11 protein-coding genes are annotated in these 12,315 nt (G+C 40.2%); 10 read left to right on the top strand and 1 reads right to left on the bottom strand.

The window, feature by feature from the left end; genetic code table 11:
• Positions 1–8 precede the first annotated feature (8 nt).
• The 10 genes from ligA (at position 9) to R8923_RS13355 (ending at position 11,677) form a co-directional block, all read left to right on the top strand.
• On the top strand, positions 9–2,018 hold the full coding sequence (gene ligA, locus R8923_RS13400; RefSeq protein WP_485873262.1) for an NAD-dependent DNA ligase LigA: 2,010 nt from the start codon (positions 9–11) through the stop codon (positions 2,016–2,018).
• A gap of 3 nt (positions 2,019–2,021) precedes the next feature.
• A complete protein-coding gene (locus R8923_RS13395; protein ID WP_485873261.1) occupies positions 2,022–3,140 on the top strand; it encodes a CamS family sex pheromone protein in 1,119 nt (372 codons plus the stop codon).
• 189 nt (positions 3,141–3,329) lie between these two features.
• Complete coding sequence (gatC, locus tag R8923_RS13390) at positions 3,330–3,623, top strand: Asp-tRNA(Asn)/Glu-tRNA(Gln) amidotransferase subunit GatC (RefSeq protein ID WP_485873260.1); 294 nt, start codon at positions 3,330–3,332, stop codon at positions 3,621–3,623.
• Positions 3,624–3,645: 22 nt separating this feature from the next.
• Complete coding sequence (gatA, locus tag R8923_RS13385; RefSeq protein WP_485873259.1) at positions 3,646–5,097, top strand: Asp-tRNA(Asn)/Glu-tRNA(Gln) amidotransferase subunit GatA; 1,452 nt, start codon at positions 3,646–3,648, stop codon at positions 5,095–5,097.
• Positions 5,098–5,112: 15 nt separating this feature from the next.
• Positions 5,113–6,543, top strand: a complete 1,431-nt coding sequence (gatB, locus tag R8923_RS13380) for an Asp-tRNA(Asn)/Glu-tRNA(Gln) amidotransferase subunit GatB (RefSeq protein ID WP_485873258.1) — start codon at positions 5,113–5,115, stop codon at positions 6,541–6,543.
• Positions 6,544–6,677: 134 nt separating this feature from the next.
• Positions 6,678–7,622: a diacylglycerol kinase gene (locus R8923_RS13375; protein WP_485873257.1), complete on the top strand. Its 945-nt coding sequence runs from the start codon at positions 6,678–6,680 to the stop codon at positions 7,620–7,622.
• 30 nt (positions 7,623–7,652) lie between these two features.
• Positions 7,653–8,609 carry a glycosyltransferase family 2 protein gene (locus tag R8923_RS13370; RefSeq protein ID WP_485873256.1) on the top strand — a complete coding sequence of 319 codons (957 nt, stop codon included), beginning with the start codon at positions 7,653–7,655 and terminating at the stop codon, positions 8,607–8,609.
• 106 nt (positions 8,610–8,715) lie between these two features.
• Positions 8,716–9,471 (top strand): hypothetical protein, encoded by a 756-nt coding sequence (locus tag R8923_RS13365; protein WP_485873255.1) that lies wholly within the window; start codon positions 8,716–8,718, stop codon positions 9,469–9,471.
• A gap of 47 nt (positions 9,472–9,518) precedes the next feature.
• Positions 9,519–10,880: a 23S rRNA (uracil(1939)-C(5))-methyltransferase RlmD gene (gene rlmD, locus R8923_RS13360; protein ID WP_485873254.1), complete on the top strand. Its 1,362-nt coding sequence runs from the start codon at positions 9,519–9,521 to the stop codon at positions 10,878–10,880.
• Positions 10,881–11,143: 263 nt separating this feature from the next.
• Positions 11,144–11,677, top strand: coding sequence for a molybdate metabolism regulator (locus R8923_RS13355; RefSeq protein ID WP_485873282.1), 534 nt, complete (start codon positions 11,144–11,146; stop codon positions 11,675–11,677).
• 56 nt (positions 11,678–11,733) lie between these two features.
• Here R8923_RS13355 and R8923_RS13350 read toward each other — a convergent pair whose 3' ends face one another.
• Positions 11,734–12,237: a shikimate kinase gene (locus R8923_RS13350; RefSeq protein WP_485873253.1), complete on the bottom strand. Its 504-nt coding sequence runs from the start codon at positions 12,235–12,237 to the stop codon at positions 11,734–11,736.
• Positions 12,238–12,315 lie beyond the last annotated feature (78 nt).

Below are 12,315 nucleotides of genomic sequence, written 5' to 3'. Positions count from 1 at the left end.
TTATGAGCATGAACGAAAGAACAAGATACGACGAAATTATTGCTGAACTAAATCAGTATAGTTACGAGTATTATGCCTTAGATAAGCCAACAGTAGAAGATGCTGTCTATGATAAATTACTCCATGAATTAATTGCTCTTGAAGAAAAGCACCCTAATTGGATAACAAGTGACTCACCGTCACAGCGAATTGGCGGTGAAGTTTTAGAAGGCTTTAATAAAGTGGCGCATAAAACGCCAATGCTTAGCTTGGCCAATGCATTTAACGAACAGGACTTGCTTGATTTTGACCGCCGTGTGCGCGAAAAAGTCGGCGATGACCGCGAATATATGTGCGAACTTAAAATTGATGGCCTTGCCGTATCGCTTGAATATGAAGCGGGGAGCTACAAGCGAGGTGCAACACGTGGAGATGGCACAATTGGGGAAGATATTACCGCCAATTTGCGGACGATTCGGTCCATTCCGATGAAATTAAAACGTGACTTTTCCATTGAAGTCCGCGGCGAGGCCTTTATGCCTAAAAAATCATTTAAAAATTTAAATGAAACACGTGAACAGGAAGGGCTTGATTTATTTGCCAATCCGCGTAATGCGGCGGCTGGTTCACTAAGACAATTAGATACAAAAATTGCAGCTTCACGAAATTTGGATATCTTCCTATATGCAGTAGCCGATTTTGGTGAAATGGGTGTCACTAAACATAGCGAAGGCCTAGATATGCTTGGTGAACTTGGTCTTAGAACGAATAAGGAACGTGAAGTTTGTGGCACAATGGATGAAGTATTTGCTTATATTCATAAGTGGACAGAAAAACGAACATCACTCGATTATGACATTGACGGAATTGTCATCAAAGTTAATGATTTGGCACAGCAAAATGAACTGGGCGCTCGAGTTAAAACGCCGCGATGGGCCATTGCTTATAAATTTCCGGCTGAAGAAGTGGAAACAACATTACTTGATATTGAACTTAGCGTTGGGCGGACAGGTGTCGTAACGCCAACTGCAATTTTAGAGCCTGTTCAAGTTGCGGGGACAACAGTGGGACGCGCCTCTCTTCATAATGAAGACTTAATCCATGAAAAAGATATTCGCATTGGTGATGCTGTCGTGATTAAAAAAGCTGGAGACATCATCCCAGAAGTCATTCGTAGCATTCCAGAAAAACGAACAGGAAAGCAGCAACCGTTTCAAATGCCGAAAGTTTGCCCTGACTGCGGAAGCGAACTTGTTCGGTTAGAAGAAGAGGTCGCACTGCGCTGTATTAATCCAAAATGCCCGGCGCAAATTAAAGAAGGGCTCATTCATTTTGTCTCGCGCAATGCAATGAACATTGATGGACTCGGCGAAAAAGTGATTATTCAGCTCTTTTCACACGAACTTATTGCTGACGTTGCAGATTTGTTTTCCCTTTCAAAAGAAAAACTGTTAGAATTAGAACGAATGGGAGAAAAATCTGTTTCCAATTTGCTTTCGAGCATTGAAAAAAGCAAGCAAAATTCGCTTGAGAGATTGTTGTTTGGTCTTGGCATTCGTCATGTAGGTGAAAAGGCGGCGCGAACACTCGCACTTCGCTTTGACACGATGGACGCCTTGCGAGTAGCAGACAAGGAAACCCTTCAAAATACGGCCGACATTGGCGAAAAAATGGCGGATAGCATCGTCACTTATTTCGAAAATGAAGAAGTCCATGAACTGCTCGCTGAACTCAAAACAGCTGGCGTGAATATGGCCTATACAGGTCCACGCATTGAAAATCAAGATGCGGAAGACTTAGTTTTCTCCGGAAAAAAGGTAGTTTTAACTGGGAAATTGGAACAGCTTACGCGAAACGAAGCGAAAGCCTTAATTGAAAAACTTGGCGGCGATGTTTCCACTAGCGTCAGCAAAAAGACGGATGTTGTTGTTGCGGGCAGCGATGCAGGTTCTAAGCTTCTAAAGGCAAATGAACTTGGCATACCTGTCTGGTCGGAAGAAGAGCTTATGGAATACTTACCAGATGAGGGTGAATTATAAATAATGAAAAAATATTTAATACTCGTTTTGGCTTCGCTACTTGTACTCACAGGTTGTGCACCAAAACTGTCATCAGATGAGAAAGTGGTCACAAAAGATGAGGAAAAGAAAAGTGAAACAGGGATTATGACAAAAAATCAAATTTCTGAGAATTATTATAAGACAGTTCTGCCTTATAAAGCGAGTAAATCAAGAGGTTTAGTCGTATCAAATATTTATTCGCGCTATGATATTAATGAATTAGAATCTGGTTTAATGCGCGTTTCACAAAATGAATATTCGCCAGATGACTACCTTTTCCAAGAAGGACAATATTTAGATAAGGAATTATTAACATCATGGCTTGGGCGAAAGAGCGATAAAAATAAAGAGGGTTTGAACCCAGTAGATAACGGTTTTGGTGAAAACCGCAACCCCATTTATTTAGCGCATATTTTAGAACAAAATTATTTAAAGAAAACGGATAATGATACAGTTGCGCTTGGTGGTGTATCGATTGCACTAGCCATGAATTCTGTTGACTATTATCAAAAAGAACAATACGGTGATACGTTTGAACAAGAGATTAGTGATGAAAAATTATTAGCTGAAGGAAAAACGATGGCTCAAACTATTTTAACGCGAATTCGCCAAACGAAAGGCTTAGAAAATGTGCCTGTGACGATTGCTATTTATAAACAAGGTCGACGTGACGCTGTCGCGCCAGGAAATTATATGGCTTATGCAACCACAAACAACAATGATCTTGGCGGTTTTAAAACAATTAAGGAACAAAATTATGTATTGCCAAGTGTAGATGCACAGTCTGATCACAAAGCAGATAACGATTCTTTCTTAAACTTCCAAGCAGATATTGAAAAATACTATCCCAATTTCACTGGTGTTGTAGGTCGAGCACGCTATGAAAATGGACAAATGGCGGATTTAAATGTGGATATTCCATTACAATTTTACGGAGAAGCAGAAATTATTGGTTTCACACAATATGTCACTGATTTAATTGGTAAACATTTACCAAAAGAAGCCAACATCCAAGTAAGCATTTCAACATCGGACGGTCCTGCCGCATTAATCACACGTAAACCAAGCGACAGTGCAGCGAATGCACATATTTACAATTAATTGAAAAGTTTCAGTCTAATTTTCCGCGACATACTTTTGTTTTGTGTGAACTTGGAATTTTTCTACAAGCTAAGTTCCTAGCCTACGCTAGGAACTTTTCATGTTTTCCTTGCATTTTTTATATCCCAATAGCCGCTTCTATGATATAATTTTAGCATTAGTGGAAAAAACGAAAAGGAGGATGGCATCTTGACAAACATATCAAAAGAGACCGTTTTAAAAGTGGCTAATCTAGCTAAACTTGACGTTTCAAGCGAGGAAGCCGATGTTTTTGCGAGCCAATTAGGTAATATTATTGAAATGGTGGAAAAACTGGACCAGCTAAATACAGCAAATGTTGAGCCAACTTCTCATGCAATTGAGGTTTCAAATGTCTTACGAGAAGATGTTTCTCACCCTGGATTAAAACGTGAAAAAGTACTCCGCAATGCACCTGACACGCAGGATGGCATGTTTAAAGTACCAACAATTTTAGAAGACTAATCTTTTTAGGAGGGAATTAATTTTGGGATTATTTGAACACTCAGTGAAGAACTTGCATGATATGCTCGTTAAAAAAGAAATTTCCCCATTTGATTTGGTGAAGGAATCTTTTGACCGCATTGATGCAGTAGAAGATAAAGTACAATCATTTATAACATTAAATAAAGAAACAGCGCTCGATGTCGCTGAAGAACTAGGTGACTCTGGCATTAATCCAGAAAATATGCTTGCAGGACTCCCAATCGGGCTTAAAGATAATATTGTAACGAAAAATTTGCGAACAACAGCTGCAAGTAAGATTTTATACAACTTTGACCCAATTTATGATGCGACGGTCGTCCAAAAGCTAAAACAAGCCCAAGTGATTAATATTGGGAAATTAAATATGGATGAATTTGCGATGGGTTCATCAACTGAAACATCTCATTTCCATAAAACATACAACCCGTGGGACTTATCAAAAGTACCTGGTGGATCATCAGGTGGTAGTGCTGCTGCTGTAGCCGCGTCTGAAGTGCTATTTGCCCTCGGTTCAGATACAGGTGGTTCGATCCGCCAGCCTGCCGCTTTTTGTGGCGTTGTTGGAATGAAACCTACATATGGCCGCATCTCTCGGTTTGGGCTCATTGCTTTTGCCTCATCGCTTGATCAAATCGGTCCTATTACTCGGACGGTAGCAGACAATGCTTACTTGCTACAAGCAATTTCTGGCGTAGACGAAAATGACTCGACTTCAATTGATGCACCTGTCGAAAACTTCTCAGAATATTTAACGGGTGATGTAAAAAATCTTAAAATCGGTGTTCCAAAAGAGTACCTAGGCGAAGGTGTAGAGCCTGGTGTGAAAGCCGCTGTTATGGAAGCTTTAAAAACACTCGAAAAACTTGGTGCGACTTGGGATGAGGTTTCCTTACCGCATTCTGAGTACGGGGTAGCGAGTTATTATATTTTAGCATCTAGTGAAGCTTCTTCTAATTTAGCTCGTTTTGATGGTGTGCGTTATGGTTATCGTACGGAAGGTGCAAATTCACTTGAAGAACTTTACAAAAAAACACGTTCGGAAGGTTTTGGCGATGAAGTGAAGCGCCGTATCATGCTTGGAACGTATTCGTTAAGTTCTGGGTACTACGATGCTTACTATAAAAAAGCGCAACAAGCGAGAACGTTAATTAAGCAAGATTTTGAAAAAGTGTTTGCAGATTATGATGTTATTATTGGACCAAGTACACCGACGACTGCTTTTGATATTGACGGCATGATTCATGATCCAATTACAATGTACCAAAATGATTTATTAACAATCCCGATTAACTTAGCAGGGCTTCCTGCCATTTCGGTGCCTTGTGGGTTAAGTGAGGGATTACCAGTTGGCTTACAAATTATTGGCAATCACTTTAAAGAAGGTCAAATTTACCAAGTTGCTCATGCGTTTGAACAAGCAACAGATTTTCATAAAAGAAAACCATCATTATAAAAAGGCGGTGCAGTCATGAATTTTGAAACTATTATCGGGCTTGAAGTCCATGTTGAATTAAAAACAGAATCAAAAATTTTCTCTTCTGCTCCGGCGCATTTTGGTGCAGAACCAAATACAAATACAACGGTGGTTGATTTAGGTATGCCAGGCGTGTTGCCTGTTTTAAATAAACGGGCAGTTGAATTTGGTATGAAAGCAGCTATGGCCATCAATTGTGAGATTGCAAAACATACAAAATTTGATCGTAAAAATTATTTTTATCCAGATAATCCAAAAGCATACCAAATTTCTCAATTTGATAAACCGATTGGTGAACACGGTCATATTGAAATTGAAGTCGACGGACGTAAAAAGAAAATCGGCATTACGCGTCTTCATTTAGAAGAAGATGCAGGGAAAAATACGCACACCAATAAGGGCTACTCACTTGTTGACATTAATCGTCAAGGAACACCGCTTATTGAAATTGTATCGGAACCAGATATTCGTTCGGCAGATGAAGCGTATGCGTATCTTGAAAAATTAAAATCTATCATTCAATATACTGGCGTTTCCGATGTGAAAATGGAAGAAGGCTCTATGCGATGTGATGCAAATATTTCAATACGCCCAGTTGGACAAGAAGAATTTGGGGTTAAAACAGAGCTTAAAAATTTAAACTCCTTTAATAATGTGCGTAAAGGAATTGAATATGAGGAAAAACGCCAAGCAGAAGTACTAATGGCAGGTGGTATCATTGAGCAAGAAACACGCCGTTTTGACGAAGCGACAGGTAAAACGTCCCTCATGCGTGTGAAAGAAGGATCGGATGATTATCGCTATTTCCCAGAACCAGATTTAGTAGACCTTTATATCGATGATGCTTGGATGGAACGCATTCGCGCTGAAATTCCTGAACTCCCGGACAAACGTCAAGCGCGCTATGTAAGTGAGCTTGGGCTTCCAGCATATGATGCAATGGTGCTTACGCTCACAAAAGAAATGTCTGATTTCTTTGAAGCAACATTAAAAGAAGGTGGAGGCGCAAAACAAGTATCCAACTGGCTCATGGGCGAAGTGTCCGCTTATATGAATGCCGAACAAAAAGAGTTGCATGAAACGGGGCTAACGCCACAAAACTTAGCGGGAATGATTCACCTCATCGAAAAAGGCACAATTTCTTCTAAAATCGCTAAAAAAGTTTTCCGTGAGTTAGCCGAAAATGGTGGGGACGCGGAAGAAGTTGTGAAAGCAAAAGGGCTCGTTCAAATTTCCGACGAAGGTGAACTGCGTACAATCATTTCTGGAATTCTAGATGAAAACGCGCAATCTATTGAGGATTACAAAAATGGTAAGGACCGAGCAGTTGGCTTCCTAGTTGGTCAAGTGATGAAACAAACAAAAGGGCAAGCTAATCCACCAATGGTAAATAAATTACTCATCGAAGAAATGAATAAACGTTAAGCAAACTAGAAGGAGGGGCAACAAAAAGTCCCTTCTTTTTATTTTAAAAAAAGTTGCATTTTGCTATAATAAGAATGTTAGTGAAAATTTGTCGATAAAACGTAATGAGTTTTATGTGAGAAAGGATGAATTCCATGGCGAAGCGCGCCCGTGTCATCTATAATCCAACTTCAGGACGAGAAATCATAAAAAAGAATTTAGCAGATGTGCTCATGGTGTTAGAAAATGCCGGCTATGTAACGTCAGCTCATGCGACAACACCAGAGCCTGGTGATGCCGAACGTGAGGCAAGGCAAGCTGTGCAAGAAAAATACGATTTAGTCGTCGCAGCAGGTGGTGACGGGACAATAAATGAAGTTATAAATGGGATTGCTGAACAAGTTTACCGTCCAAAAGTAGGCATAATTCCAACTGGGACAACGAATGATTTTGCGAGGGCACTACACGTACCGCGCGACGTTATGAAGGCAACGGAAATCATTGCTCGTGGCGATAGTGTGGCGATGGATATTGGGAAGGCAAACGATACGTATTTCATCAATATTGGCGGGGGCGGTAGAATTACGGAGCTGACCTATGATGTGCCGAGCAAACTTAAAACGATGCTTGGACAACTCGCCTATTATTTGAAAGGCATTGAAATGCTCCCATCTTTAAAAGCAACGAATGTGCGTGTTGAATATGATGATGGTGTCTTTGAAGGAAAAGCAATGTTCTTTTTACTTGGCCTAACGAACTCTATCGGAGGCTTCGAAAAAATTGCCCCCGACGCGAAACTAGATGACGGCAAGTTTTCCCTCATCATCTTGAAAAAAGTGAACTTAGCCGAATTTATTCGCTTGGTGACACTCGCGCTGCGCGGCGACCACATTAAGGAGCCGAATATCATCTATGTGAAATCAAAAAAAGTAGTGGTCACCTCCGAAGAGAAAATGCTTATTAATCTTGACGGAGAGCTTGGCGGAGAGACTCCAATGACATTTGAAAATTTAAACCAGCATATTGAATTTTTTGCTGATATACATGCTATTCCAGCAACCGATTTAGACAGCAAGAAACAAGCGGATGCTCAAATTTAAAAAGGGTAAATGATAGGAGAAAGAGCAAAAATGAAAAAAATAACGATTCTAGTTCCTGCTTATAACGAGGAGCAGGTTCTAAACATGTTTTATGATCAAGTCTTACTCACACTGAATGCAATCGAAAACTATGAGTTCGAAATTTTGTTTGTAAATGATGGAAGTAAAGATCATACACTTGAAATTTTAAAACAACTTCGCGACAAAGATAAAAGAGTAAGCTATATTAACTTAAGTCGCAATTTTGGTAAGGAAATTGCGATGATTGCTGGACTTGACTATGCGGATAGCGATGCTGTAATTATTATGGATGCCGATTTGCAGGATCCACCTGAACTCATTCCAGAAATGATTCAATACTGGGAAGAAGGGTATGATGACGTCTATGCAAAACGCCGCTCGCGTGACGGTGAGAGTGCTATGAAGAAGCTGACTTCAAGACAGTTTTATAAGTTGCTTAAAAAGCTCACGAAAGTACCCATACAAGAAGATACAGGAGATTTCAGATTGCTTGATCGCCGGGCAGTAAATGCTTTGCGTGAGTTTCGCGAAGCACAGCGTTACACAAAAGGCATGTTTAGCTGGATTGGTTTCCATAAAAAGGAAATTCTATTTGACCGTGATAAACGCGGCGCTGGTCAAACAAAATGGAATTATTTTCAATTGATGAATTTAGCAATGGAAGGGATAACTTCTTTTACGACCGCCCCTCTAAGACTCTCAGCACTTAGCGGCGTGTTGCTTTCAGTCATTGCTTTTATTTTCATGATTTGGACGTTCATTAAAACCCTTCTTTTTGGGGAAAGCGTAAGTGGCTACCCATCACTTATGGTCGTTATTTTATTCCTTGGTGGCATCCAGTTACTCTCACTCGGAATTATTGGCGAATATTTAGGGCGAATCTTCAACGAGACGAAACAACGTCCGCTCTATTTTGTAGACCGTCATAATGAAGAAAAAGTGGATATTATAAAATATAAGAAATAGTAGCTTAAATTAGTCAAAAATATGTCTTTTTTGTCATGGTATTGTATTATTTTGGTTTTGCCAGTATAATGGTAGAGTCAAAAAATAGAAAGTGGGTGAAGCAAACTTGAAAAAAGTAGCCCGACCTAAAAAAGCATTATTTCTAAGTCTTCTATTCATTCTTTCAGTTGCCATCGCACTTTTCGTAGTCTGGCAAGTTCAAGCCGAGGAAATTACACCTAAGGTGAGTAAATCAGAACTTATTGCAAGTAATCATTCGTGGATTGCAACGAAAACAGCTATTCCGCTGACAGACGACATTTCATTTATTCCGGCTGAAAAAGATACGGATGTTAATATATTAGCTAACGGAAATTTAGTTGTTGATGTGACCAACCAAGAACTTTTAACAGAACTCTCCAAAGAAGATTCTATGTATGAGGGGATGAAAGAATATCGGTTAGTCATTGCTGCTGCGAATGTGGCGGAGTATATCAATAATTCGAAATTTAAATATCCAATGGTTCATGCATACGCGGGCTTCTCTGATTATCAAATTGAAAGTGGTACGCGTGAAATCCAAACGAATAAGGAAGAAATAAATTTAACACGTCAAAAAAATCAAGTGACGACTAAATCAATTGTGCCTGTGGCGTTTTCGGATGAAGTGGCCAAAAATAGTGTTGAAGCACTCCAAATGAACATCTCACCAGAAAGCCTAGCACTAGATGATACTTTCCAAACGACGGCCAAAACAGTCAAAGCCTATCCGAAAACTTTATTTTATGATTTTAATGTCACGCGAAGTTCATGGCTCATTTTTTCAGAAACGAAACAAGTAGATGTTTCTGTGCCAATTGGGATTGAATATATTATTAAATAACAGCAGGGCAGTCACTCGCTCTGCTTTTTGAATGGGGGAAAAGTCAGATGCCAAATGAAATGCTAAAGAAAAATCAAATACTTTCTGTAACAATTGAAGATTTGACACATGACGGAAGTGGAATCGCCAAAATCGACGGCTATCCGCTATTTGTACCAACAGCCCTTCCAGGCGAAGTAGTCCGTGTGAAAGTGCTCAAGGTGAACAAAAAGTATGGTTTTGGAAGAATCGAGAGCTTTGAAAAAGAAAGCCCAGAACGCGTCACCCCGCCGTGCCCCGTGTATCACAAATGCGGCGGCTGTCAGTTGCAACACCTCTCTTATGAGGGGCAACTTTTGTTTAAAAGAAGGCAAGTCGAACAGCTTCTAAAGCGCGTCGGTAAACTTGATACCGAAGTCCTGCCAACAATTGGAATGGCAAAACCGTTTCGCTACCGAAATAAGTCACAGGTGCCTGTTGGTTATGTGAACGGAAAACTTGGTGCAGGTTTTTATCAAAAGAGAAGTCATGACATTATTGATATGGATACGTGCCTCATCCAAAATGAAAAGAGCGATGCGGCTATTCAGGAGGCCCGTACTGTTTTCGCGGAGTTTTATACGGAGCCATACAATGAAGTCACCCATCAAGGCGATTTGCGCCACATTATGACGCGTGTGGGCAAAACAACAGGTGAGCTCATGCTCGTTTTAATCACGCGTACGCTTGATTTCCCGAATAAACAAGCTATCCTTGAACAGCTAAAAAAACGCGTTCAAGGTGTCACATCGATTGTCCAAAACGTCAATGCGAATAAAACGAACGTTATTTTGGGGGATAAAACGGTCACGCTTTATGGTCCGAGTACGATTACAGATACAATTCATGGGATTCAATTTGCCATTTCCGCACGGAGTTTCTACCAAGTTAACCCAGAGCAAACGGAAGTCCTTTATCAAAAGGCGCTTGATGCAGCCAATCTAACCGGAAATGAAACGGTCATTGACGCTTATTGCGGCATCGGTTCCATCTCGCTTTGCCTCGCCAAAAAAGCCAAACATGTTTACGGCGTTGAAATTGTAAACCAAGCGATTCAGGATGCACGAGCTAACGCAAAACTAAACCAAATTGAAAATGTCACATTTGAAACTGGAAAAGCAGAAGACGTTATTCCTAACTGGTATAAAAAAGGAATTTGCGCAGACGTCCTAGTCGTCGATCCCCCAAGAAAAGGCTGCGACGAAAAATTGCTTGCAACTATCTTAAAAATGAAACCCCAAAAAGTCGTCTACGTATCCTGCGACCCAGCAACCCTCGCGCGCGACTTGCGAATCTTAAGTGAGGGCGGCTACAAAGTCATGACTGTCCAACCAGTCGACATGTTCCCGATGACGACGCATATTGAAAGTGTCGTATCTTTGGAATTATAAAAGAAGTAAGCCTGACTCGTGATGGTTCAAGAAGAGAAGCTGCCCATTTCTAATTTACGTACATGTGTGACCAATTTTTAATCTGTTTAATGAATAATTAAGCATTTTTGTAAAAACGAGCTGATGTGCTTGAGTTAACTAAGGAAATGCAATGAAAAATTAATGGCAGTGACGAGCCAAAATTCTCCCGTGCTTTTCCCCTCAAAATTTGATACAATCATTATGAACATAACTTCACATGGAAGGAGTAGTTGACTTTGAGTATGACGATGTATTTTGATAATGAAAACGGGATTCAAAAGGAAACGAGCCATCCGCACTTTACGGAGCATTTTAGCACGGATATTTATTATGATTTGGAGCAAAAAGAGGCGCCGTTTAGTAGCGCTATCAGTCAAGAAGTTTTAGAACGCCTCACGTCTTATTTTAAAGATAAATCAGATGAAGGTTTGAATTTATCCGCATTTCCAAAGCATTTCGCGGAAGAAAAAGGGATTTCATTTGTGGAGCCAAAAGACTATGATGCTGTGACGCTTCAAAAAATGCGCGAAAGCCAGGATGAGAACACCATTTTATCCATGAAAATAGCAATTAGTGCCGCACTAGGTCAAATTAAAATTACGGGCTATATTTTACCTGCCTTGCGCGATAAGGCGCTTGATGCCTTACATGTTTTAAAAGAAATCGATGTAGCTGAATCGGGTTATTATGACCAAATGTTTTATGATTTATTGACCTTCACAAAAGATTACACGGCGATTTTACCAGAACTATGGTGCAAGCGCTGCATCCAGTAAAACCTAAACGTTTACGCAAAATAAGACTGAAATAATCCCCTCAGAATGTGAGGGGATTATTTCAGTTGCGCTAAAATTTCATCTACGATTTCGTATGGATCTTTGTTGTCTGTTATAATGACATAATTGGCAGTTTGCTCGTATAGTGGTGTGCGACTTTCGAAAATGGCGGTTATCTCCTCACCCGTTTTAGCCTGAAGGAGGGGTCTTGTTGTGTCGTTTCTTAGGCGATGTAAGAAGATTTTTGGGTGTGTCTTTAAATAAAAAACCGGTGCGGGGTGGTGGATTAGAAAAGCTTGATTCGTGTCGTCAAGTATAATTCCTCCTCCTGTTGAAAGCACGGCAGATGTATCGCGTAATTTGGCTAGTTTTGCTCGCTCCATTTTGCGGAATGCTGCTTCGCCCTCGGTATCAAAAATTTCGCGAATCGCCTTACCTTGCTCTTTTTCAATTTCTTTATCAATATCAATAAATGGAAGTCCCATTTTGTTTGCTAATAGTTGACCAGTTGTTGTTTTCCCAGCTCCCATGAAGCCTGTTAAAATAAGCTGTCTTACCATGTAAATCCCTCCAGTTTACAAGTATTTTAACATTGGGGAGAATTAAAGGTCAATGGTCCCTCTTTTTATCTGTTGCAA

The sequence above is a fragment of the Listeria tempestatis genome, assembly GCF_963575625.1.
Classification (GTDB): Bacteria; Bacillota; Bacilli; order Lactobacillales; family Listeriaceae; genus Listeria; species Listeria tempestatis.
This window is presented reverse-complemented; position numbering and strand designations above follow the sequence as displayed.